The organism is Sorangium sp. So ce406, from assembly GCF_051474675.1.
In the GTDB taxonomy this organism is placed as follows: Bacteria; Myxococcota_A; Polyangia; order Polyangiales; family Polyangiaceae; genus Sorangium; species Sorangium cellulosum_G.
The window spans coordinates 2697720-2721656 of record NZ_CP150340.1 but is presented as its reverse complement, the minus strand read 5'-3'; the positions used below and the strand labels follow the sequence as shown (position 1 = coordinate 2721656).

19 protein-coding genes are annotated in these 23937 nt (G+C 73.6%); 12 read left to right on the top strand and 7 right to left on the bottom strand.

Translation table 11 applies throughout. The features are described from left to right. Positions 1-33 precede the first annotated feature (33 nt). The 5 genes from WME96_RS10220 (at position 34) to trxA (ending at position 6096) form a co-directional block, all read left to right on the top strand. Positions 34-1107 (top strand): S1 family peptidase, encoded by a 1074-nt coding sequence (locus WME96_RS10220; RefSeq protein ID WP_437289959.1) that lies wholly within the window; start codon positions 34-36, stop codon positions 1105-1107. Further along, entirely contained in the window at positions 1107-2729 is a 1623-nt protein-coding gene (locus tag WME96_RS10215) for a trypsin-like peptidase domain-containing protein (RefSeq protein WP_437292298.1), read from the top strand. The genes WME96_RS10220 and WME96_RS10215 overlap by 1 nt, the downstream gene beginning before the upstream one ends. An 18-nt stretch (positions 2730-2747) precedes the next feature. Next, positions 2748-4277, top strand: a complete 1530-nt coding sequence (locus WME96_RS10210) for an ABC transporter permease (protein WP_437289958.1) — start codon at positions 2748-2750, stop codon at positions 4275-4277. Next, positions 4274-5269, top strand: coding sequence for an ABC transporter permease (locus WME96_RS10205; RefSeq protein WP_437289957.1), 996 nt, complete (start codon positions 4274-4276; stop codon positions 5267-5269). The genes WME96_RS10210 and WME96_RS10205 overlap by 4 nt, the downstream gene beginning before the upstream one ends. Before the next feature lie 185 nt (positions 5270-5454). Then, the gene (gene trxA / locus WME96_RS10200) at positions 5455-6096 is read left to right on the top strand and encodes a thioredoxin (protein WP_061618110.1); all 642 of its coding nucleotides are present in this window, start codon (positions 5455-5457) and stop codon (positions 6094-6096) included. Between the two features lie 99 nt (positions 6097-6195). Here the strand turns inward: trxA and larC are convergent, their stop codons facing one another. Together larC and larB are read right to left on the bottom strand one after the other, a co-directional pair. Beyond that, positions 6196-7632 (bottom strand): nickel pincer cofactor biosynthesis protein LarC, encoded by a 1437-nt coding sequence (gene larC, locus WME96_RS10195; protein ID WP_437289956.1) that lies wholly within the window; start codon positions 7630-7632, stop codon positions 6196-6198. A 68-nt stretch (positions 7633-7700) separates the two neighbouring features. Next, positions 7701-8453 carry a nickel pincer cofactor biosynthesis protein LarB gene (larB, locus tag WME96_RS10190; RefSeq protein ID WP_437289955.1) on the bottom strand — a complete coding sequence of 251 codons (753 nt, stop codon included), beginning with the start codon at positions 8451-8453 and terminating at the stop codon, positions 7701-7703. A gap of 246 nt (positions 8454-8699) precedes the next feature. Between larB and WME96_RS10185 the strand changes: the two genes are divergently transcribed. Both WME96_RS10185 and WME96_RS10180 read left to right on the top strand, forming a co-directional pair. After that, the gene (locus WME96_RS10185; protein WP_437289954.1) at positions 8700-9452 is read left to right on the top strand and encodes a hypothetical protein; all 753 of its coding nucleotides are present in this window, start codon (positions 8700-8702) and stop codon (positions 9450-9452) included. Positions 9453-9526: 74 nt separating this feature from the next. Continuing rightward, positions 9527-10909, top strand: coding sequence for a TldD/PmbA family protein (locus WME96_RS10180; protein ID WP_437289953.1), 1383 nt, complete (start codon positions 9527-9529; stop codon positions 10907-10909). A gap of 263 nt (positions 10910-11172) precedes the next feature. Here the strand turns inward: WME96_RS10180 and WME96_RS10175 are convergent, their stop codons facing one another. Both WME96_RS10175 and WME96_RS10170 read right to left on the bottom strand, forming a co-directional pair. Continuing rightward, entirely contained in the window at positions 11173-11802 is a 630-nt protein-coding gene (locus WME96_RS10175; protein WP_437289952.1) for a helix-turn-helix domain-containing protein, read from the bottom strand. A 200-nt stretch (positions 11803-12002) separates the two neighbouring features. Further along, the gene (locus tag WME96_RS10170; protein WP_437289951.1) at positions 12003-13598 is read right to left on the bottom strand and encodes a lamin tail domain-containing protein; all 1596 of its coding nucleotides are present in this window, start codon (positions 13596-13598) and stop codon (positions 12003-12005) included. A gap of 78 nt (positions 13599-13676) precedes the next feature. On the opposite strand from WME96_RS10170, the gene WME96_RS10165 reads away from it, so the two are divergent. Continuing rightward, the gene (locus WME96_RS10165) at positions 13677-14021 is read left to right on the top strand and encodes a helix-turn-helix domain-containing protein (protein WP_437289950.1); all 345 of its coding nucleotides are present in this window, start codon (positions 13677-13679) and stop codon (positions 14019-14021) included. Positions 14022-14063: 42 nt separating this feature from the next. On the opposite strand, the gene scpB is transcribed toward WME96_RS10165, so the two are convergent. Both scpB and WME96_RS10155 read right to left on the bottom strand, forming a co-directional pair. After that, positions 14064-15695 carry an SMC-Scp complex subunit ScpB gene (gene scpB, locus WME96_RS10160; protein WP_437289949.1) on the bottom strand — a complete coding sequence of 544 codons (1632 nt, stop codon included), beginning with the start codon at positions 15693-15695 and terminating at the stop codon, positions 14064-14066. Beyond that, the gene (locus WME96_RS10155) at positions 15682-17556 is read right to left on the bottom strand and encodes a segregation and condensation protein A (protein ID WP_437289948.1); all 1875 of its coding nucleotides are present in this window, start codon (positions 17554-17556) and stop codon (positions 15682-15684) included. The genes scpB and WME96_RS10155 overlap by 14 nt, the downstream gene beginning before the upstream one ends. A gap of 125 nt (positions 17557-17681) precedes the next feature. Here WME96_RS10155 and WME96_RS10150 point away from each other — a divergent pair, with 125 nt between their 5' ends. The 4 genes from WME96_RS10150 to WME96_RS10135 all read left to right on the top strand — a co-directional run bounded on the left by WME96_RS10150 (position 17682) and on the right by WME96_RS10135 (position 22649). Beyond that, positions 17682-20057, top strand: coding sequence for a serine/threonine-protein kinase (locus tag WME96_RS10150; protein WP_437289947.1), 2376 nt, complete (start codon positions 17682-17684; stop codon positions 20055-20057). A gap of 145 nt (positions 20058-20202) precedes the next feature. Further along, positions 20203-20898: a hypothetical protein gene (locus WME96_RS10145; RefSeq protein WP_437289946.1), complete on the top strand. Its 696-nt coding sequence runs from the start codon at positions 20203-20205 to the stop codon at positions 20896-20898. Between the two features lie 152 nt (positions 20899-21050). After that, entirely contained in the window at positions 21051-21899 is an 849-nt protein-coding gene (locus WME96_RS10140) for a MaoC/PaaZ C-terminal domain-containing protein (RefSeq protein WP_437289945.1), read from the top strand. A 51-nt stretch (positions 21900-21950) separates the two neighbouring features. Further along, complete coding sequence (locus WME96_RS10135; protein ID WP_437289944.1) at positions 21951-22649, top strand: peptidylprolyl isomerase; 699 nt, start codon at positions 21951-21953, stop codon at positions 22647-22649. Between the two features lie 155 nt (positions 22650-22804). Here the strand turns inward: WME96_RS10135 and WME96_RS10130 are convergent, their stop codons facing one another. Next, the gene (locus WME96_RS10130; RefSeq protein WP_437289943.1) at positions 22805-23929 is read right to left on the bottom strand and encodes a DUF6599 family protein; all 1125 of its coding nucleotides are present in this window, start codon (positions 23927-23929) and stop codon (positions 22805-22807) included. Positions 23930-23937 lie beyond the last annotated feature (8 nt).

Sequence of the window (23937 nt, the reverse complement as noted above, 5' to 3'; positions counted from 1 at the left end):
GGCGCGCCCGGCGCACGCGCGCCTTCCATCGCCATGCCGCGCAGCAACGACAAACGGGGTCCGCAGATCCCGGCCGTCGAGCAGGAAGGGGCGCCGCCGCGCCGCCCGGACGCGGACGGCCGCGTCGACGTCGAGACCGCGCAGCGCATCGTCAGGGACGCGGTGGTGCAGGCGATGCAGCGCGAGGAGAAGGCGGTCGCGCTCGTGCGCGCCAAGGCGGACGAGGCGCGGCGCCGGGTGGCGCGCCACAACCTGCTCCTCGGGCTCGGCGTCGCCGCGGCGCTCGTGGCCGTGGCGGTGGCGGGCGTGGTCGCGTACCGGTCGCGCCGGGCGGCGGACGCGCTGGCGGCCGAGGTCGGCCTCGGGCGCGCGCCCGCGGCACGGCCGTCAGGCGCGATCCCCGAGCAGGTGCTCTCGGGCCGCGCCATCTTCGAGCAGAACAGGAACGCGCTGTACGTGATGGGCTACATGGTGGACAACCGCATCGGCGGTTGCTGCTCGGCGTTCGCCGTCGCGCCCGACCTGCTCGCCACGAACGCCCACTGCGTCCGCGACTGCCGCGCGCGCGGCGGCACCTCGATCGCCACGCAGAACGACTCCATGGGGAAGACGCGCTTCCGCATCGTCGCGATGTCGGCCCACCCGGCGTACAGGTCCGGCGAGGGCGGCGCCGGCTCGCCGGACGTCGCCCTGCTGCGCATCGACGGCAGGGCGCCGCGCACGGTGACGCTCGCGAACGAGGCCGAGCTGCGCGCCATCGGTCCGGGCGACGACGCGTACGTCATCGGCTTCCCCGGCCGCTTGATGGATCCGCTGAGCCCCTCGGCGACGTTCCTGGAGGGCCGCATCGGGCGGGTGACCGGCCTCGACGGCGAGGCGACGACGCCGGATCGCGCGGCGCTCATCCAGCACGACGCGGTGACGCGCGGGGGCAACAGCGGGAGCCCCATCTTCAACCAGTACGGGCACGTGATCGGCATCCACGCCGCGCACATCGACGACGAGGACGACGTCACGATCGACGGGCGCAAGACGAAGGTGACGCAGAGCTCACCGTTCCGGATCGGGATGCGCATCGATCTGCTCCAGGGGGTCCCCGCGCCGTGATGCTGCGCGTCGTGCACACGTTCGGGACCAACGCCGGATCCGTGGCGCTCCATGACAGGCGCGTCGTGCGCTTCGGTCGCGCTCCGGACAACGACGTCGTGTTCGACCCGAACCACGATCGCGACGCGAGCAGCCACCACGCGGAGGCGCGCCTCGAGGCGGCGGGCTGGGTGCTCTACGATCTCGACAGCCGCAACGGGACCTACGCGGGCGGGCAGCGGATCAAGCGGCACCCGATCGTCTCGGGCGACGAGATCACGTTCGGCGCGAAGGGGCCGCGGGTGCGGCTCGAGCTGGTCGAGCGCCGCGCGCCGGGGCCTCCGCAGACGCACGCGGCGCCGGCGCCCCCTGCGCCCGCCGCTGCCCATCCCGCGGCGTACCCCGCGCCCGCCGCTGCCCATCCCGCGGCGTACCCGGCGCCCACCGGCTACCCCGCGCACGCCGCGTACCCGGCGCCCGCAGCGTATCCGGCGCCCACCGGCTACCCCGCGCACGCCGCGCCCGCCGCGGGCTACCCGGCACACGGCGCCGCGCCCGCCGCTCACGCAGCGGGTTACCCCGCGCCCGCCGTCGCGCCCCCCGGGCACGTGCCGGCGGCGCCGCCGGCCGGCGCGCGGCGGGTCGGCGAGCGGACGATCGCCATGCTGATCTCCTCGGCCGTCTCGGCGGCCACGGGGCGCGCGAAGCCGCGCGGCACCGTCGAGATCAACGCCATGCTCCACAAGGAGGTGCACGCCGCGACCGCCGGCCAGCGTCGCACGACGTATATCCTCGCCCTGCTCCTCGTGGTCGCGCTCGCGAGCCTCGCCGCGCTCATCGTCTACAACCGCTCCTCCCACGACGAGATCGCCCAGCTCCGCGCCGAGCTCGCGCGCCTCCCGCCGGAGGACCCGCGGCGCAAGGAGATCGAGCGGCGCCTCGGGACGCTCCACCCGTCCAACGCCAACTTCGGGCGCAACCTCCACGACCGGTCCCGGAAGGGCATCTTCATGCTCGCGTCCGGGCGCGAGGGGTTCTGCACGGCGTTCGCGGTGCGGCCCTCGGTGCTCGCGACGAACGCGCACTGCATCTCCGCGGCGAAGCGCCGCGGCGGCTCGATCGTGGCGCTCGAGAACGAGGGCCGGGGCCAGGTAAGCTTCGCCGTGACCAGCATGCGGACGCACCCGCAGTACCGCGACAGCGCCGACCAGCTCACCCCGGACATCGGCGTCGTGTCGATCTCCGGGCGCGCCGCCGCCGTGCTGGAGCTCGCGACCCGGGAGGAGCTCGCCGCCGCCGGCGCCGGCGACGACGTATACCTGATCGGCTTCCCGGAGCGCCTCACCGACGCCGCGAACCCCGTCGCCACCTTCCTCGCCGCCAACATCGGCCGGATCACCGGCGCGAACGGGCGGCCCGCGGCCTTCGCCGAGGCCTGGCTGATCCAGCACGACGCCCGCAGCACGAGCGGCATGAACGGGAGCCCCATCTTCAACGGCCAAGGCAAGGTCATCGGCATCAACGCGGGCGGGTACCTCGAGGGCAACGACGAGACGATCTCTGGCCAGAAGACGGAGGTGGTGAAGGCCTCCCCCTACAAGTTCGGGATGCGCATCGACCTGCTCGACGCCATCCTGCGCTGACCCCGGGCGAGTCTAGAGATGCTCCGCCACGCGCTCCGCCGGCTCCTCTGGACGCTGCCCACCCTCGTCGGCGTCTCGCTGCTGACCTTCTTCGTCCTCTCGTTCGTCCCCGATCCCACGGACGATCCGCTCCTCGCGACCTCGCTCTCCAGCGCGGAGCTCGCGCGGCTCCGCCGCGAGCGCTTCCTCGACCTCCCGCGCTTCATCAACCTGGCGCCGCGCGACGTGCGCCTGCGCGCCCTCGAGGCCGCGCAGGTCATCGCGGCCGGCGGCGAGGGCGCGGGCGCCGCGGCCGACGAGCTGCGGCGCCTCGGCGGCGCCGCGCTGCCGCACATCCTGCCGCTCGACGCGCTCGCGCCCGAGCCGCGCACCCGCGTCGCGCTCGCGCTCGCGCCCGTCGCCGCGCGGATGGGCCTGCCGCGGGCCGAGGAGGCCGCCGACCCGGCGCACGCGGTCGCCTTCTGGACGCGCTTCTGGGACGACCGCGGCATCGAGTTCAGGAGCGCGTCGGTCCGGAGCGCGGTGCGGCGCCTCGTCCGCTACGGCTCCTCGTCGCGCGCCGCCGAGCTGCACGAGCTCGACACGTTCGCCCTGCAGTCGGTGATCGCCGCGCTCCAGCCGCCGCGCGACGCGGCGACGCTGGAGCAGGCGCGCGCCCTCGTCGACGTCGCGGCCCACATCGCCGAGATCGACGACCGCATCGCCCCGGGCGAGGACCTCGCGGAGGCGCGCGCGTGCGTCACGCGGTGGAAGTCCTTCTGGAACGTTTACCGCAGCGATTTCGAGGTGTTCACGGGCCCGACGCGGCTCGCCGCCACGGTGCTCGAGACCCGCTACGGCAAGTGGGCGCTCGGCGCGGTCACCCACCGCCTCGGCGTCGCGGCGACCGGCGAGCCGGTGCTCGACGAGCTCGCGCGGCGCGCGCCGGTCACCCTGACGCTCGTGTTCGGCGCGATCGCGCTCGCCTACGCGGTGGCCGTCCCGCTCGGCGCGCTGAGCGCCGCCTCGCGCGGCCGGCGGAGCGACAGCGCGATCGCGGCCGCCGTGCTCACGCTCGCCGTCCTGCCGACCGCCGTCGTCGCCGTGGCCGCCGCGCTCCTCTCGGGCGGCGCGCGGTCGCTGCTCCTGCCGACGTGCCTCATCGCGCTGTCGCTCATCGCGGCGCCGACGCGGCAGCAGCGCGCCGCGCTCGTCGCGGTCCTCACGCAGGACTTCATCCGGGCGGCGCGGGCGCGCGGCGCCGGCGCGGCGCGCGCCATCGCCGTCCACGGGCTGCGCAACGCCGTGCTCCCGGTCGTGACGCTCGCCGTCCTGGAGCCGCCGATGGCGCTCGGCGGCGCGTTCGTCGTCGAGCGCGTCTTCGAGCTGCACGGGCTCGGCGAGCTCACCCTGCTCGCCGTGCAGGCGCGCGACGTGAGCTGGCTCATGGCGATCTCGATCGGCGCCGCGGGCATCGCCGCGCTCGGCGTGATCGCGACCGATCTCGCCTACGTGCTGGTCGACCCGCGGCTCGGCCCGGCGGTGCTCTCCCGGAGGGGCGAGGCGTGACGCACGCAGCGGCGTTCCTCCGCCGGATGGTCGGCAGCAAGCGCGTCGCCGCCGGCACCGTCCTGCTCGGCGTGCTCGCGCTGCTCGCGATCTTCGCCGAGCTGCTCGCCGCGCCCGCGCCGATCGCCCGCTTCGGGCCGGACGGCGCCGAGATCCTCCCGGCGATCACCGAGGCCGGGACGCTCGAGTCGCTCACCGAGACCGAGCTCAGGGCGCGCTTCGACGGGGGCTTCGTGATCTGGCCGCCCATCCGCTACGGCCCGGAGCAGCGCACCGACGCCGGTCCGAACGCGTCGCCCTCGGCCGACCACCCGCTCGGCACCGATTTCGAGAGCCGCGATCTCGCCGCGCGGCTGATCTACGGCGCGCGCACCGCGCTCGGCCTGTCGCTGAGCGCGGTGCTCGTGGGCATGTTCCTCGGCGTCGTGCTCGGCGGGCTCGCCGGCACGCTGCGCGGCTTCTGGAATGACGGCCTCGTCCGCCTCGTCGAGACGGTCGACACCTTCCCGGCGATCCTCGTCGTGGCCATCGTGCGCGCGATCGAGCGCGAGCCGTCCGCGCTGTCGCTGGTGCTCGCGGTCGCCTTCGTCCGCTGGGCGGAGATCGCGCGCCTCGTGCGCGCCGAGGTGCTGCGCGCGTCGAGCGAGGAGTACGTGATGGCCGCGCGCGCGCTCGGCAGCACCCGGCTGCGCGTCTTCTACCGCCACATCCTCCCGAACGCGCTCGGCCCGACGATCGTGAGCTCGGTCCTCGGCGTGGCGTCCGTGGTGCTGCTCGAGGCGGCGATCTCGTTCCTCGGGATGGGCGCGCCCACCCGCGTGGCCTCGTGGGGCGAGACGCTGGGCCAGGCGGCGCGGCACCCGAGCGAGATCCGGCTGCTCGTGTTCCCCGGTCTCCTCCTCCTGGCGACGGTCGGCGGCTCGTACCTCATCGCCGACGCGCTGCGCGACGCCGTCGACGCGCGCACCGTGCGCGCGCGGACGCCGCGCTGAGGGCGCGCGGGCGAGGCGCCCGCCGCCCGGCCGCGGGCGGCGGCCTTCGTCGCCCCCGGCGGCCCGAGGCTGTCCCGGAAGCGCCCCGGAAATCCGCCGAAACAGCCCTCGTCTCCGCGATCTGGGCGGCGGGGGCCTCGCGCCACTCGATCTCGATGGGAAGGCCCGCTATGAATTCGGCCGCCATGGCTGTTCCCGAGATCAGCGAGCAGGAGTTCGAGCGCGAGGTGCTCCGCAGCGAGTTGCCTGTGCTCATCGATTTCACCGCCGCCTGGTGCGGGCCGTGCAAAACGGTCGCGCCCGAGGTCGAGGCCATCGCGCGCGAGCTCGAGGGCAAGGCCAAGGTGGTCAAGGTCGACATCGATCGGTCGAAGCGCATCGCCACCACGCTGCGCATCCAGGCCGTCCCGACGTTCATGGTCTTCCACCGGGGCCGCCCGGTGGCCGCGGAGCAGGGCGTCCTCAACCGCAAGCAGTTCCGCGAGATGCTCGAGCCGTTCCTCCCGCGCGCCGAGGGCGCCATCCGGGCGGTCGAGCTGGCGCAGCTCGTCAACGAGGGCCAGGTGGTCGCCGTCGACACGCGCGAGGCCAACGCGTACGGCCGCGCTCACATCCCCGGCGCGGTGCACCTCCCGCTCGAGGAGATCGAGGGACGGCTCGCCGAGCTCCACATGCTCCCGGGCGCCCCGGTCCTCTACTGTCGCTCCGGCGACAGGTCGAAGGAGATGGCCTCGAAGCTCGCGGAGGAGGGCGTCCCCGTCGCGTTCCTCGAGGGCGGCTTCCTCGCATGGGAGGCCGAGGCGCTGCCGATCGAGCGCCCGGACTGAGCCTCCGGCGCGACGCGCCGCGCGTGAAACGCGGCGCGCGGCGCCGTCATGCGGGCGGCGCACGCCGCGCTCTGACACGAGCGGCGCGCGCGCCTGGCGTCACCCCTTGGCGGCCGCGAGCGCCGCCGAGACGACCTCGCGCACGGGCACGCCGTGCGTCCTCGCCGCCGCGGCGCAGTCGTCGAACTCGGGCTTGATCTGCGGCGGCCCGAACGGCCCCTCGCTGATCTTCACCCGGATGGCGCCGTAGGCGGTCTTCACCGTCGTGATCCGCCGCGGGCGCTCGGTGCGCGCGACAGGGATCTTCCGGAGCCCGATGCTCGTCGTCTCGCGGAGCAGCGCCGTCGCGACAGCGTCGGCCTGGGGGGCCGCCGCGAGCGCCGCGATCGTCAGCGCGGGGCGGCCCTTCTTCATCGTGATCGGCACCGCCCACGCGTCGAGCGCGCCTGCCGCGAGCAGCGCCTCGATCGCGTGCGCTGCCACCTCGCCCGTGAGGTCGTCGACGTTCGCCTCCACGATCACGTGAGACGCGCTGCCGAGGCTCTCCTCCCCGCCCGAGCGCGTCCCGAGCACGACCCGCAGCAGGTTGGGGCGGTCGGGCAGCTCCCGTGTGCCGGCGCCGAAGCCGATCCGATCGGGCGCGAACGTCGGCCAGCGCTCGAACCGGCTCGCCAGCGTGGCGATGATCGCCGCGCCCGTGGGCGTGACCAGCTCGGCGTCGATCTCGACGCCGTAGGTCGGGACGCCGCGCAGGCACGCGACCGCGGCGGGCGGCGGCAGCGGGAGGCTCCCGTGCCGCGCCTTCACGAACCCGCGCCCCATGGGCAGCGGCGAGCCGACGACCTCCGCCCCGATGTGCACGATGGCCGCGGCGGTGCCCACGATGTCGACGATCGCGTCGACGGCGCCGACCTCGTGGAAGTGCACGTCTTCCAGGCGGATCCGGTGCACGGCGGCCTCCGCCTCGCCGAGGCGCCGGAAGATCCGGCGCGCCAGCGCGGCGACGGGCGGGTCGAGCGGCGCCGCGGCGAGCATGGCGTCGATCGATCCGTAGGTGCGCTCCGGCTGGGGCGCCTCGACGTGGACGTCGAACGACGTCGCCACGATGCCGCTCCGGTGCGCGTGCCCGCGGTGGAGGTGGAAGCCGTCGAGGGGCAGCGCGGCGACGGCGCGCTCGATGACGAGGAGGGGTACCCCGAGATCGAGCAGCGCGGCGATCGTCATGTCGCCCGCGATGCCGCTGAACGCATCGAAGAACAGGACCATGCCGGCGCCCGCGCCCTCCTCGAGGAGCGGCGCGCGCGGGTGGTCGTGCCCCTGTGGGTGGTCGTGCCCCTGCGGGTGGTCGTGCCCATGCGGGTGGTCGTGCCCATGCGGGTGGTCGTGCCCGTGGGAATGACCGTGCGCGTGGTCGTGCCCGTGGTCATGCCCATGCGCGTGGTTGTGCGCGTGCGTGTGGTCACGCCCATGGTCGTGCCCGTGCGCATGCTCGTGGTTGTGCCCGTGCGCATGCTCGTGGTCGTGATCGTGTCCCATGTCTCGCCTGCTCCGTTCAACGGGCGTCGACCCGTCGCGGCGCTCCCGCGGTCGCGCTCGTCCTGCGCTCACGCCTTCGGCAGCATGCGATGGACCACCATCGCCGCGCCGAAGCCGCTGTCGATGTTGACCACGGCGACGCCGGAGGCGCACGACGTGAGCATCGAGAAGAGCGCGGTGAAGCCGCCCAGCGCCGCGCCGTAGCCGACAGCGGTCGGGACCGCCACGACCGGCGCCGCCACGAGCCCGCCGACCACGCTCGGCAGCGCGCCCTCCATGCCGGCGACAACGATCACGGCCGACGCCTGGCGCAGCTCCTCGACGCGGTGGAGGAAGCGATGCAGCCCCGCGACCCCCACGTCGTACATCCGCTTCGATTCGAGCCCCACGGCCCGCAGCGTCTCGATCGCCTCCTCGGCGACCGGGAGGTCGCTCGTGCCCGCCGTCACGACGGCGACCGGCCCCGCGGCGCGCTTCGGCGTCGGCGCGACCTCGACGCTCCCGGTCCGCGCGAGGGGAACATAGCGAAACGCGGGCAAGAGCGACGCGACCGCCGCGCCCTTCGCGGCGTCGACCCGCGTCACGAGCACGTTCTGCCCGGCCCCCGAGATCTCCTGGGCGATCAGGGCGATCTGCTCGGGCGTCTTCCCTTCGCCGAAGATCACCTCGGGCACGCCCTGCCGGAGCGCGCGGTGGTGATCGACGGTCGCGACGCCCAGGTCCCGGAAAGGCAGCCCCCGGAGCGCCTCGAGCGCCTCCTCGATGGCGGTCTCTCCGTTACGGACGCGCTCCAGCAGCTCTCGGACGAGGCGCGGCTCCATGTGCGCAGCCGCTTAGCGCGGCAGCGCCCCCACCGCAAACCTTCCGCCTCGCCCGCCGCCACCGCTGTGGCCGCCAAGGCGGGGCCTCGGTGCGCTTCCGGCGCCCCCTGCGCGCGCCTCCTCGACGCGCGTCCCCGGCGCGCCCTCGCCGATGCTCCTCCCTCGCCGGCAGATCGCGCGCGCGCCGCGCAAACCGGTCCAGGCTCTTTGCGCAGGAGGGGGCGGCGGGGCTACTTTCCGCGCCGCGTGCCCGCCTTCGTCGCTCCCCTCGTCGGCTTTGCCCTCGGCGCGCTGCTCGCCTGGTTCAGCGCCGCAGCCCCTCACCGCCCTGGCGCGCTGCGCGCGGCGGAGCCCCGGCTCTCGCCGGGCCCGCGCGATCGGCCGCTCGCCCTCGTCTCGCTGTTCGCCGTCCTCGTCTTCGCGCCGGTCTGCGCCTACTTCCTCGTGTTCGCGCCCGACTGGAGCTTCGCGTACCTCGTCGACACCCGCCGGATCCCGTCCGCGGTCGACCTCCTGCTGCTCCTGCTCGACGCCGCGTCCGTGCCCGCCGGGTTCGCCGCCGCGCACCGCTTCGCCTCGAGCGCCGGCGGCAGGCCCACCGCGCAGGGCGCCGTGCGCGCGCTGGCCGTGTTCGGCGGCGCGCCGATCGCGATCGCGCTCGTCACGGTCCTCGCCCTCTCGCGGCGCCTCGCGCTCGACGGCACCTACCGGCAGGTCGAGGGCGACTTCGGCGTCCACCCGGTCGCCGGCGGTCCGCTCGGCTACGCGCTCCTCTGGATGTACACCATGCTCGCCGCCGGCTTCGCGGTCACCGTGAGCGCCCTCCTCCGGCGCGATCCGCCGGGCGGCGCGGACAAGGCCGAGCCCCCCCGCGCCCCGCGCCCTCGCGCCGTCCCGAGCGAGCCGGCGCGCGGGGTCGATCCGCCCCGGCCCGCCTCGACGCGCCCCGAGCGCCGGCTCGGCCTCGGCAAGGGCGGGCGGTCCAACCGACCGGGCTGAGACGCGCCCGGTCGGGGGCCGCGGCTCTCCCGCCGCGTTGACGGAGCCACCGCGCTCCACCACCCTGTCGCCCCATGTCCGAACGAGCCCGCGTGGATCAGCAGATCGAAGAACTGATGGAGCTGGCCGACCAGGTCGTGACGCGCGCCCGGAAGGGAGGCGCCGACGTCGCGGAGGCGATCGCTCGCTCCGGGTCCGAGCTCTCCACGAAGGTGCGGCTCGGCGAGCCCGAGCTCGTCGAGGAGGCCGTCCACAAGAGCCTCGGCATGCGGATCATCAAGAAGCAGCGCGTCGCGCTGACCTCGACGTCCGACCTCACGCCGCGCGGCATCGACCGGTTCGTGGCGGACGCGCTCGAGCTCGCCGACATCTCCCAGGAGGACGAGTTCGCCGGCCCCGCCGATCCGGAGCTCATCTCCAGCGGCCCCTTCCCGGCGCTCGAGCTCTACGATCCGTCCGGCGGCTCGGTCACGGCCGCGCAGGCCATCGACATCGCGCGCCGCGGCGAGCAGGCCGCGCGCGACGCCGATCCCCGCATCACGAACAGCGACGGCGCGACGTTCTCTCGGACCGCGAGCGCCTTCGCCCTGGTCCTGTCCGGCGGCTTCCGCGGCGGCTACGCGGGCTCGTACGCGTCGCTCGTGGTCTCCCCGGTCGCCGACGACAGCGGCGACAAGAAGCGCCGCGGCTTCCACTTCAGCGCGCGGCGCCACCTCGCCGATCTCGACGCCCCGGACGCCGTCGGCCGCGAGGCAGCCCGCCGGACGCTGCGCAAGCTCGGCGCCCGCAAGGTGCCGACCTGCGAGGCGCCGGTCGTCTTCGACCCGGACGCTGCCCGGTCGATGCTGGGGCTGCTCGGCTCCTGTCTCATGGGCAGCTCGATCTGGCGCAAGTCGAGCTACCTCGTCGGCCGCGAGGGGACGCGCGTCGCCAGCGATCTCATCACGGTGGTCGACGACCCGCTGATCCCGCGGGCGCCCGGCTCGCGCCCGTTCGACGGCGAGGGCCTCCTGGCCCGGCGCAACGTCGTGGTCGAGCAGGGCATCCTGAAGACCTACCTCTGCGACAGCTACAGCGGCCGGAAGCTCAAGCGCGCGTCGACCGGCAGCGCGGCGCGCGGCGGGGGCGGCGGCGTGGGCCCGTCGACGTCGAACTTCATCCTGCAACCCACGGCCACGCCGGCGGAGGAGATCGTCCGCTCCACGCCGCGCGGGCTGTACGTCACGGAGATGATGGGCTTCGGCTTCAACGCCGTGACCGGCGACTTCTCCCGGGGCGCGTCCGGCTTCTGGATCGAGAACGGCCAGCTCACTCACCCCGTGAGCGAGGTCACGATCTCTCTGAACCTCGACGAGCTCCTTCAGCGGATCGACGCCGTCGGCGACGACCTGGATCTCCGGACGGCAACGGCGGCGCCGACCTTCCGCGTCTCCGCCATGACCATCGCTGGAAGCTGAGCTGCTTCCGTCCGAGGAGCTGCGGTCCTCGGGCTCATGCGTTTTCCAGATATCCGAAGGATGGGCTGGCTGCGGGGGAACGAGCTCAGCAGCGTGGCTGCGAGCGACCTGTCAACCGGCCCCAGGTTGCGCTGCGGGAGGGGGGGACTCCGTCCGCAGCGGGTCGCTCGGCAGTGCTGCGGCTCGTGGCGGATCGCCCCGCAGCCGCCCGCGGCCGTCCTCGCCGGGCCTGTCTGCCGGGCGTGGACGGCCGGGGCCCTCGCTCAGCGCGAGGACCCGCCAGCGGCCAGGCTGCGCGGCGGCTCTTCGGAGCCCGCGCCGGCTGCCGCCTGGAGGGGCGCCCCTGCCTGCGCGGCCGCTTCAGGCATCAGGAACGCCTTGAGCTGCTGCGCGTCGTTGCGCCCGATCCGGCCCACGAAGGTGGGCAGGCTGATGGGCTCGTCCGACAGCGCGACGAACGTCCCCTGCGAGTTCGCTCGGTGGAGCGCCTCGAAGAGGGAGGTGACGTCCACGTCGCTGGACACCGCCCGCACGTCGACGATGTACACGTCCGCGGGGTCCGCCCCCGCGTAGATCAGCGCGTCGTACGGGTGGCTGGCGTGCCGGATGGGCACGCCTTCCCCGAGGGAACGCGCCGCGTGGGTCATCGTGTCCTTGGTGCCGATGACCATCATCGACTTGGAGGTCGCCTTCGCGAGCTCCCGGGGCACCGAATAGCCCCATGCGCGGAGGAACTCGGCCACATCCGCCGCCTTGAAGCGCAAGTGTCTCCCCGGCGTACGGAAATGGGCAATCCTCCCCCGATCTACCCAGTTATGGATTGTCTTCAAGTCGACCTCGCACAAGGCTGCGAGGTCCGATGCCGTCAACAGCTTTTCACGAACACCAGCCATCGCCGAACTCCACGCGAAAGGCACCTGCCGCACAGCTCGCGTTCACAGCGCGGCAGCGTCTCCTCAGGTGGCGGCCCCCCCCACCCGTCTGTCTACTCGATTGAAACCTAGCTCTCACGGACGGGTCCGTCACCCGCTTTGCTCGAATTTTCTCGGCCCCTTGGAGAGAACGCCCCGCGCGGAGGCGGACTCCCCAGTCTTCAGGGGATCTCCTGGTTCATTATGTTCACGCGACCGGGTGTCGGCCACCCGGTCACGAACGAGCCGGCCGAACCATCGGGGGCGCGCGGCCTCACACGAGCCAGGCTCATCCCCGCTTTCGGCTCCGGCAAAGCGGGCGACCTGGACATCACTGCACCTCCTCCATCCTTCAATTTGAGCGGTTCTCCCGAGTTCGACAGCCCATGGTTGCCAAGTTTTGGAACGCGGAGCAGCAGCGTATCGGGAGGAGCCGGAGGATCGAGCTCATCTTCAGCGACATAGTCCTCGTTGACGACCAGCGCGTACGTGCCGGGGCCAAGGGAGATGGAGGGCAATTCTGTCTCTCCGCCCACATCGGCGAGCACATACCCTGTGAGGTCGGCTGGGACATCTCCGTCGTTGTAGAGCTCGACCCACTCCTGAGACGGCTCAGCTCCTACAGGATTCGCCAGCACCTCATTGATAACCACGTGGGGCATGGGCGCACGCGTCATGGCTGAGAACGTCCGTCTCTCCACGTGCCCGGCGTTGTCGATGGTGGCCACGGCGAGCTGGATGGCCGTGAGAGGCGGCAAGGGGGCGAGGACGAACAGCTCGCCCGGCGGCGCCGCGCGGACCTCATCGAGCCCCTCGCCCGCGACCGCCCAGAGCAGCGGCGCGTCCGCCGAGCGGACGCGAATCCGATCGTCGGCGACGTGAGCGCAGCCGGGTCCCATCGGGACCTCGTCCAGCGCGCAGGCGATCGATGCGGCAGGGAAGGGCTCCGATTCCATCGAAAACGGACGCGGGTCGAGGCTCACGGCTCCTGGCTCATCGGCGAAAGCGATGGGTGGGCCAACGAGGCGCAGCTCGTCCGTCTGGCTGGTCGCCGCGGGCGCCGGCTCGCCTTCGAAGCGCACGCAGCGCGCGCCGATGTCGTCGACGGCGCCGCGGCGCAGCTCGCCCGCCGGTCCTCCGGGGGCCAGCGCCGCGGCGGCGGCCATCTCGGGGAGGGGCGCATCGCCGCACCACACGCCGAAGGTGAGGCTCGCGCCGCCGTCGGGCGGCGGCCACAGCCGTGGGAGCACGGGGGGCGAGCCTTCGGTGGCGACCTGGATGTGGTGCGAGAAGGCGGGGCTGCCGCTGGCCACGGCGTACGTCTCTCCGGGCGCGAGCGGGGCGAGCGGCGCCACGGTGAGCCAGAGATCTCCCGTAGGCGCCTCGTTCAGCCAGGCGATCGACGGGACCACGCGCTCCGCGAGGGCGTTCGACAGATCGTCTTGCTCTATCTGCCGCAGGTGCGCGGCGCCGATCTTCCCCCGGAGGATCAGCGCCCGACCGGGATCGACGCTCCCGGCGGCGGCGGCCGGGAGGCGCACCAGCAGCCGCAGCACCGGGGGCGCGGCATCCAGCGGCGCAGCGGGATCGATCTGGAGCTCGGGGATCATGTCCGCGTCGCCGGCGGTCGCGGTGACCTCGTCGTCATCGAGGCGAGGGGGAGCCGCGAGCTCCGGCGCGCAGGACAGGGGGAAGGCCACGAGCGGCGCGAGCGCGAGCGGCAGGACGTGGACAGCGCGCGGCGCGCGCGAGGGGCGAGTCAGGGGACGATGGGTCATGACGCGGAGTTCGGCGGGAGCTCGCCGCCGGTTGCCTCGACGTCGCTTTTTTTTCGGAGGCCGCTACCCTCGCCTCGCATGGCCCCCGAGGACATCAAGAAGCTCCGGCAGGAGCTTGGCTGCACGGCCCGCGAGCTCGCCGGAGCGCTGGGCATCGAGCAGGAGACGGTGCTCGCCTGGGAGCACGGCGATCTCTTTCCGACGAAGCGGTTCGTCGGGATGATGGAGGAGCTGCGGCGCAAGGGTCCGGAGGCGATCCCCCGCAAGAAGAAGAAGCAGGCGAACGCCTCGCCGCTCCAGGTGCTCGCCGACCCCGAGCTCTGGCGGCTCTTTCGCAAGCTCCTCTCCCACCCGGAGCTGAGGAGCGCGGCGCTGAAGCTGGCGGATGCCTATCCGGATCCGACGGACGTGCCGCCGTCATGAACGGCGGGCCGACGCGCTTGAAGGTCAGAGGGCGGTGACGACTCAGTCGTCCTCGTCTTCCTCATCCTCGTCGTCTTCCTCGTCCTCATCCTCGTCGTCTTCGTCTTCGTCGTCGTCCTCATCCTCGTCGCCTTCCTCGTCCTCCTCGTCGTCCTCGTCGCCTTCCTCGTCCTCCTCGTCGTCCTCGTCGCCGTCTTCCTCGTCCCCTTCGTCCTCGTCCTCGTCCTCGTCGCCGTCTTCCTCGTCGTCCTCTTCCTCGTCCTCGTCGTCCTCTTCGTCCTCGTCCTCTTCTTCGTCTTCGTCCTCCGCGCTGCGCACTTCGTCCTCCTCGAGCTCGTTCGAGGGTCCGAAGGCGTCCTGCGCGCCAGGTTCGGCATGCACCCCAGGGACCGGACTCTCCACACCCATCTCGTGTTCCATTGCTTCCATGGCAACCTCTCCCTCCCGCGGCGCTGTAGGCGACACGCCGACGTCTTCCGCTGGCTTCTCTCCTGCGCTGGCGACGCTCGTCCGGATCGTACCTTCCGCGCCGGCGAAGCTCTCCTGTTCCGATGTCACCACCGCCGCGTCCGGCGGCTCTTCGCCGAGCTCACGCTCGTAGGCGCGACGAGATTCCTCGGTCAGCTCGGTGAACTCGCGCAAGGTCGGCAGCTCGCCGAGCGCCTTCAGGCCGAAGAACTCGAGGAACTGCGCCGTCGTTCCGTAGAGCATCGGTCGCCCGGGCTCGTCCTTCTTGCCCAGGATCCTCACGAGATCGCGCTCCAGGAGCGACTTGAGCGCGGCGCCGGAGTCGACGCCGCGGATCTCGTCGATCTCGGGCCGCGTGATCGGCTGCCGGTACGCCACGATCGCGAGCGTCTCGGTCTGGGCGCGGGACATCTTGACCGGCTTCTGCTCGGTCACCTCGCGGACGAACGGCGCAAACGCGGGGCTCGTTCGAAAGACGTACCCGCCGGCGACCTCGTCCAGCCGGAACCCCCGCCCGTCGTACTCCGCGACGAGCTCGGCCAGCAGCTCCCGCACGACGCGGTGCTCTGCGTTCGCCGAGCGCGCGAGCTCGCGGGCCGGCACCGGTCGCTCCGCCACGAAGATGAGCGCCTCCAGGACCCCCTTCAGGTGCTTGCGCGCGACCGCGGACAGCCCCGGCACCTGCGCGGCCGCCGTCGCGCTGCGGGCGGGAGCTGCGGCGCGCCGCGCCGGATCACCGAGCAGGGCCCACGCGACGGCGCGGAAGCGAGCGACCGGATCCTGCCGTGCCCCCCTCGACGCGCGCGGCTCCTTCTTCGCCGCCCGCGGCCGCTTCGCCCCGCCCAGCCACGCGTGCGCAGCCGCCCTCAGCCGCGCCGGCGTGCTGCGTCCGCTCGCCCTGGCCGGCGCGCCCTGCCCCAGCGTCCTCGGCGCGCGCGGCTCCTTCTTCGCCGCCTGCGACCGCTTCGCCCCGCCCAGCCACGCGTGCGCAGCCGCCCTCAGCCGCGCCGATGCGCGCTGCGCGCTCGCCCTGGCCGGCGCGCCCTGCCCCGGCGTCCTCGGCGCGCGCGGCTCCTTCTTCGCCGCCCGCGGCCGCTTCGCCCCGCCAAGCCACGCGTGCGCCGCCGCCCTCAGCCGCGCCGATGCGCTCTGTCCTGCCGTCTTCGAAACGCGCCGCCGCTTCGCCGCGGCATCAGCCACCGTCACGGCCACTCCCTGCGTCTACTTCATCCACCGCGGCCGGCGGCGCCGCGACGCCCTCTGGCGCCGACAGGCCGCTCGTCTCCGCGATCGCATCGCGGCTCGGCTCCTCCAGAGGGGCCGGCGCGGCGCCGGCATCCGCTTCCCTCGCTGGCTCGTCGCCTGCGACGTCATGCGCGTTGCCCGTCTCCTCCACCGCCCCGGCGAGCTCCGGGGGCGCGGGCTCGCCGCTCGGATCCACGGATGGCTCGGCCAGCTCAGGCGTCGCCGGCTCGCCGCTCTCGGCTTCCGCTTCCGCGGTCTCGGTCACCTCAGGCTCCGCCGGCGCGCCGCCTTCTGCTTCGGCTTCCGCAGCTTCGGCTGCCGCGGCAGCCCCAATCCCCGCCGGCTCGCCGCTCTCCTCTTCGGCCTCCGCAGCTTCCGCGCTCTCGGCAACCTCAGGCTCCGCCGGCTCGCCGCTCTCCTCTTCGGCCTCCGCAGCTTCCGCGTTCTCGGCAACCTCAGGCTCCGCCGGCTCGCCGCTCTCCTCTTCGGCCTCCGCAGCTTCCGCGTTCTCGGCAACCTCAGGCTCCGCCGGCTCGCCGCTCTCCTCTTCGGCCTCCGCAGCTTCCGCGCTCTCGGCAGCCTCAGGCTCCGCCAGCTCGCCGCTCCCCTCTCCGGCCTCCGCAGCTTCCGCGGTCTCGGCCACCTCGGGCTCCGCCGGCGCGCCGCTCTCCTCTCCGGCCTCCGCAGCTTCCGCGCTCTCGGCAACCTCAGGCTCCGCCGGCTCGCCGCTCTCCTCTTCGGCCTCCGCAGCCTCCGCCACCTCAGGCTCGGCCGGCGCGCCGGCAGGCGGCGCTCCCGCCTCGTCGCTCCCGGTCGTCTCGCTCCGCTCCGCCGTCGGCGCACCGTCGTCTGGGTCGAAGTCCACCGGGGGCTCGCCCTCCGCCACCGAGAGCAGGATGTGGATCGGCGCCAGCGAGTCCGTCTGGTGGACCCGGATGAGCCTCAGCTTGCACATCTCGAGCACGGCGAGGAACGTGATCACGACCTCGAAGCGCGGGATGACACCCCCCTTCGAGACGCTGTCGAGCAGCAGATCCTCGAAGCGCATCGCCCGCCGCGCCGAGAGCTTCTCGGTGAGCTCGACGATGCGATCCGTGATGCTGATGCGATCGAAGACGACCTCGTGATCGATCTGGACGTTCGTCCGCTTCAGCACCCGCTCGAAGGCGTCCAGCAGGCCGAAGATCGACGTCGACGCGAACGGCGCCGGGCCCTTCGGCACCTCGCTCTCGCTCATGCCGCGCGTGAACACGTCGCGCCCCAGCGTGCCGCGCTCGGCCAGATCGGCCGCGGCGACCTTGTATTTCTGGTACTCGAGGAGCCGCCGGACGAGCTCGGCGCGCGGATCCTCTTCCTCGCCAGGCATCCCGTCGTCGTCCTGCCCCGCAGGCACGCTCGGCAGCAGCATCTTCGACTTGATGTGCGCCAGCGTCGCCGCCATCACGAGGTACTCGCTCGCGAGGTCGATCGACAGCGAGCGCATGATCTTCAGGTACTCGAGGTACTTCTCCGTGACGAAGCTCACGGGGATGTCGAGGATGTCGAGCTCGTGCTGCTGGATGAGGTGGAGCAGCAGGTCGAGCGGCCCCTCGAACGTGGGGAGCGAGACGACGTACTCGCCCTCGCGCGGCCCCGCGTCCGCCGCGTCGCCGGCCGCCGCGGACGCCTCGCGGGCGGACGCGGCCACCTCGCGGGGCGGCGTGGGCGCCTCGCGCGCCCGGGAGGCCGCCGCCCCGCGGGCGGCGGGCGCAGGAGCGGCGCCCGCGTTGCCGCGCCCTTTGCCGCCGCGCGCCCTTGCCGCGCCCGCCTTGGAACCGCTCACGCGGCGACCGTAATCGCAAGGCGCCGGTCGGTCCATTCCGGAGCGTGCCCCGGCGCCGCGACGCGCCGAAACGCCGCTCCGTCCGACAATTTATCGCGGGAGCGGTGCTAGCATCAGCGCTGTCGATGAAGCCGTCCCCCGCGAAAGGCTGCCCCTCGTGCGGTGAGCGCTACGACGCGGGCGTCCTCTATTGCCCCCGCGACGGCACCCCGCTCGCGAGCTCGCGCAAGAGCCCCGCCTTCGGCGCCGCCGAGCGCGACCCCTACGTCGGCCTCACCCTCGGCGGGCAGATCGAGGTCCGCCACCTCATCGGCATCGGGTCGATGGGCCGCGTCTACCGCGCCTTCCAGGCAGGGATCGAGCGCGACGTGGCCGTCAAGATCCTCCACCGCGAGCTGAGCACCAACGCCGAGCTCGTGAGCCGCTTCCACCGCGAGGCCAAGATCGCGAGCCGCCTCGTCCACCCGAACGTCGTCCAGGTGCTCATGACAGGGAGCGTCCCCGCCACGGCCGACCCCCGGATCGGCGGCGAGCTCTACCTCGTCATGGAGCACCTCGACGGCATCTCGCTCCTCTCCGCCCTCGCCGCGGCGGGCGCGGGCGGCGAGAGCGAGGCGCTCCCGCTCCCGAGGGCGCTCCACATCACCCTCCAGGTGTGCGACGCGGTCGGCGAGGCGCACGCGCAGGGCATCGTCCACCGGGATCTCAAGCCCGAGAACATCATGCTCGTCCGCCGCGGCGAGGATCCGGACTACGTGAAGGTCCTCGACTTCGGCATCGCCCGCCTCGACTGGGCCGACAAGGCGATGACCACCCAGGCCGGGCTCATCTTCGGCACCGCCAAGTACATCTCGCCCGAGGGCGCCGAGGGGCAGCGCGTCGGGCCGCCGGCGGACGTCTACTCGATCGCGACGATGCTCTACCAGTGCCTCGCGGGGCGCGCGCCGTTCGAGGGCGACTCGCCCGTCGCGCTGCTCGTCCAGCACACGCACGCCCCGCCGACAGACCTGCGCAGCATCGCGCGCTCGAGCTACGTGCCCGCGCCGATCGCGCAGGTCGTGATGCAGAACCTCGCGAAGAAGCCGTCGGAGCGCGCCCCCGACGCGCGCGCCCTCGGCCGCGACCTCGCCCTCGCCGTGCGCGCGAGCGGCCTCGATCCCGACGAGATCGCCGCCCAGCCCGGGCTCCTGCGCGCCAGCGCGGTCATGAAGCTCGCCTCGAAATCGCGCACAAAATCGCTCGACCTCTCCCCGGCGCTCGCCGCCCAGATCGGCGGCATCCCCGCGCCCACGCTCGAGAGCGCGCACATCAGCGATCTCGGATCGATCCCCCCGCACGCCGCGGTCGACCGCTACGGTGACCTGGCGGCGCATGGCCCCGACGACGAGCGCTCGTCCTCCAGCGGCGTGGAGCGGTCGTCCTCGCCGAGATCGAGCGGCGTGGAGCGCTCCTCCTTCGGCAGCGAGGAGCGCTCGTCGAGGCCCAGCGGCGCGGAGCGCGCCGCCTTCGGCAGCGGAGAGCACTCGGCCTTCCGCAGCGGAGAGCACGCCTCCTTCGGCAGCGCAGAGCGCGCGTCGAGACCCAGCGGCGCAGCGCCCGGCGGCGCCGCGGCGCCCTCCTGGTCCACCCCCTTGCCCGAACATCCCGCGCGGACGGCGATCGGCCTCGGCATCGAGCCCTCGCGCGACTCCGCGCCGGTGCCGTCGACCATGCAGGGCGTCGAGTCCGCCGCGCGGCCGCTCCCGCGCCGCGCCGTGATCGCCCGCGCCGCCGCCCTGCTCACGTGCGCCGGCGCGCTGGGGCTCGTCGTGTTCCTCGGCGGGCGGCACCTCGGCGCGTTCGGCGGACCGGCCGCGAGCGACTCGCTGGACGCGCACATCGAGCGCGCGCGCGACTGCATGGGCAGGCACGCGTGGGACGCCCCCCCCGGCGAGAACGTGAAGGACATCCTCTCGCAGGCGCTCGCGCGCTGGCCGAGGGACCCACGGCTCGCCCAGCTCCGGCGCGAGTCGTCCGAGCGCATCGTCACCGACGCCCTCGGGCGCAAGTATGCCGGCGACAGGGCCGGCGCGATCCGGCTGGCGAAGCTCGCGGTCGAGCTGCACCCGGAGCTCACCACCGCCCAGCACCTCGTCCTCGAGCTCTCGAGCGGCCCGCCCGGCGCCGCCCCGGAGCCGCCCCCGCAGGTCTCCCCGGAAAGCTCGGCGTCCCCGGCCGCAGACCCCGACCGCAGGCCGCCGCGCCGGCCCGCGCCGCCCGAGGCCCGCGGCGCCCCCGCCGGCCAGCCGCCCGCGCCCGCACCCAGGGGCGCGCCTGCCCCGCCGACGCCGGCCCCCAGGAACGCGCCGGCGCCGCCCAGGGACGCGGGCTCGCCCACGAGCGGCGCCGCCTCGCCGCCGGCCAGCGCCGCCCCCCCCGCGCCCGCCCTGCCCCCCTCGCCGCCGCCGTTGCCCACGGAGTCCCTGTCGCCGCTCCCCTCCTCGACGGGTCCGTGGCTATAATCCATCGAAGGTGAATCCAGGCCGTTCGTACCCCACGTCGCGAGCGCCCACCAACGACCGCGCTGGGGAGGGCGACCGTGCGTCACCGCCGCGCCGCGAGAGACCCCGATCCACGCGCGGCGCCGCGTGCGGCGCGGCGGTCGCGGTGCTCCTCGTCGCGGCCCCCGGTCGCGCCGACGAGAGCAGGGCTGCCCGACGGGCCGCCGCCGCGCGCGAGCAGGACCGCCCCTACACCATGGTCGAGATGAGCGGCGGCGTGATGACGCTCCCCGGCGCCGACGTCTGCCCCGTGTCGCTGTCGCCGGACACCTGCGAGCAGGGCGAGACGAGCGTCTCCTTCGGCATCCACAACCTCTACCGCTGGGGCGACATCGGCTTCGGCGCGGGCATCTTCTGGGCAGCGACGCTGAGCACGGAGGCCGCGCGCGGCGCGCCCGAGCTCGAGCGCGATCACGCGCGCCGCTACTTCATGCTCGACGGGGTGTTTCGCTACTACGGCATCCGCACGGAGAAGTGGGAGTGGTGGGGGGGCGCGACGCTCGGCGGCGTCGTCGTCAACGACTCCTGGTCGGTCGAGGCCGACCGCGACCCGTACTCGGACACCGCCTACGTCGGGCCCAGGGCCGCGACGATCGGCACCGAGGGCGTCGCCGTGGGCCTCGCGATCGGCGGCGAGTGGACCTTCGCCGACAACTGGAGCTTCGGGAGCCACATCCGCTACTCGAGCTGGTTCCTCCCGGAGCAGCGCAAGGTCTCGCCGACAGGCGATCGCGCCTCCCTCTCCGAGCGCGTCGACATGTTCAACATCGGCGTCCTGATCGCCTACCGCGTCGCGCTCTGACGCCGCCACGGACGCGCGCGACGCGACCAGCGCGGATGGCGCGGACAGCGAGCGGCCGCCGCCCGCGCGCGCGGCGCCGGAGCGCGGCAGTTGACGCGACATCGCCAGGTCTGTACGCCTCCTCGGCTGTTCCACCCAGCGAGGAGCCCCCGATGCCGCTGAATCTCTCGAAGGTCGGCCACACGACCCAGCCCAGCGCCTTCACCTTCACCTGGAAGACCCTGGCCACCTACGCGCTCGGCATCGGCGCCCGGCGCGACGAGCTCGAGTACCTCTACGAGGGCACGCCGGGCGGCATGAAGGTCTACCCGACGTTCGGCGTCATCCCGACCCAGGGCACGGTGTTCGAGGCGCTCGAGGTGGCTGGCGCCGAGCTGCCGCTCATCGTGCACGGCGGGCAGACGCTGCGGGTGCACCGCCCGCTCCCGACGAGCGGGACGCTGTTCACGACCGCCACCCTGTCGGGCATCTACGACCTCAAGAAGTTCGCGCAGGTGATCGTCGAGACGAAGACGACGCTCGAGGGTGAGCCGCTCTTCGACACGGTGTGGTCGATCATCGTGCGCGGCGTCGGCGGCTTCGGCGGGCCGCGCCCGCCGCACGCCGAGTCGGAGGCCCCCGTGCCGAAGAACCGCGAGCCCGACTGGGAGGTCGAGCAGGCGACCTCGCCCGAGCAGGCGCTGCTCTACCGGCTCTCGGGCGACGAGAACCCGCTCCATGCCGACCCCGAGGTCGCGGCGAAGGCGAGCTTCGCCCAGGGGCCCATCCTGCACGGCCTCTGCACGTTCGGCTTCGCGGCGCGCGCGATCATCCAGAAGGCGGCCGGCGGCGACGCGAGCAAGCTGCGGGCCTACGGCGCGCAGTTCCGCAAGCCGGTGTGGCCCGGCGACACGCTCGTCACGCGCGGCTACGCGCTGGACGGCGGCAAGGTCGCGGTGGTCACGTCGGTCAAGGAGCGGCCCGACCCGGTGCTCACGAGCGCCTGGGCGGAGATCGGCTGACGGCCGGCGCGGCTGCGTGCTAAGGCCCGAGGCCCGGATCAGGGAAGCGATATGAGCAAGAAGACCGAGAAGGACAGGGCCAGGGACGACGAGGACCTCGAGGACGAGGACGGGTCGACCGACGAGGACAACGACGACGACGGGGAGGAGGAGGCGAAGGCCACCGCGGTCCACGGCCGCGACGACGACGACGACGACGGCGCCGAGCCGGAAGATCCGTACTGGTGGACGCCGCACGCGGTGCTCAGCGCGCTCGTGCTGATCGGGCTCCTCGGCTTCTTCGGCATGTTCAACAAGACGCCGCTCTCTCGCCTCGCGGCCCCTGTCGCTCCGGCGCCGGACGAGCACGAGCACGCCGCCGCGTCGCCCGCGCCCCCGCCGACGCCGACGCCCCGCCCGGCGCAGTCAGCGCAGGCGCCGCGGGAGATGTTCGGCGCGAAGCACCTGCTCGTCATGTACAAGGGGAGCCGCCGCGCGCCCCCGACCATCGAGCGCACGAAGGAAGAAGCCCAGGCCCGCGCGACCGAGGCCATGAAGAAGGCCAAGGCCGACCCGAGCAAGTTCGCGGACATCGTGAAGGAGTACTCGGACGAGCCGGGCGCGGACAAGCGGGGCGGCGACCTCGGCAAGTTCCCGAAGGGCGCGATGGTCCCGGAGTTCCAGGCGGGCCTCGAGACGATCAAGGTCGGCGAGGTGAGCGACCTCGTCGAGACGCCGTTCGGCTTCCACGTCATCCTCCGCACGCAGTGATCGCAGGGCGCCTCGCGGCGCGCGCTCGGTGACCGGTGACCGCGCGGCGCCTCGCAGCGCCGCCGCGCGCCCGCTCGTCCCCCGCGGCGCGCAGGCGCCGGCGCGGCGATGTTCCGCCGCGCCGGCCACTCTCCCCTGACCAGCGATCGCGGCGCTCAGGGCGCCGGCGAGGTGACGAGCTTCTTCAGCCGCGCCGACTTCTCTTCCTTGGTCAGCGTCACCTTGGCGTGCTCGTCGGCGGTCATGCCGCTGCGGAGCACGCGGGCCTCGTCGCCGACGCCGTAGACGGTCTTGTCGGTGCGGGCGAAGATCCACTCGGTGGCGGGGCTATCGCCCTCCTTGTGCATCAGGCGCACCGCGCCGTCGCCGATGCCCTTCTCCCGCGACGCGCCCGGCTGCTTCGCCAGGGTCGACAGCACGTCCTTGGCCTGGTCGACGTCGCCGCGCACGACCGAGAGCACCCGGTAGCGCTTGTCGACCTCCTTGTAGTAGCCGAACGCGCCTGGCCCCGCCCCGTCGACGCCGAGCACGTCCTTCGTCTCGTAGCGGATCCCGAGCGGGATCATGTTGTCCTTGGGCAACGTCGCCGCGGCCGGGGGCAGCGTCGCCTCGCCGGGCAGCTTCGCGCCCATCTCCTTCACGAGCCCGGGCAGGACCTTCTCGCTCGACGACTTGAGCGCCGCCTCGGCCAGCGCCTCGTCGTTGTACGTGATCTCGGCGAGGTACTGCCCGCGCCAGAGGTACGCGTTGCCGACCCCCATCGCGGCCGCGCCGCCGCCCTCGATGAGGCGCGGCGTCGCCTCGTCGGCGGGGTCGCCGTCGCCCACGGTGCGCTTCGTGAACATCCCGTAAGCGCCCTCGGTGGATCCGAACTTCGAGAGGTGGACGTCGACGGTCGCGGAGCCGCCGGCGCCGCTCACGTAGCGCGCCTCGACCACCCGCCGCACGCCGAATCCCTTGTAGATCTCGCACTCGCCGTCGAACATGTCGCAGATGCTGTCGAGCGGCAGGGGCGCCGATTCTCCGAACGTCTTCTCGGCGCCGTTCGGGTCGAGGCAGAAGCCACCGATCGTGCGCGGGAAGAACGGCGCGCTCGCCGCGTCGCTGATCGTCCCTCCTCCGCCGGCGCACGCCGCCGGCTTGGCGGCCGGCGCAGGCGGGGGCGGCGCGCCCATGCGCTCCTCCTCCTTCTTGCCGCAGCCCACGGCCAGCGCGGCCGTGAGCGCCCCGGCGAGCAGCACGCCGCGCGTGCTCCACGCGGGAGACGCGCTGTGGGCCAACAGGACTC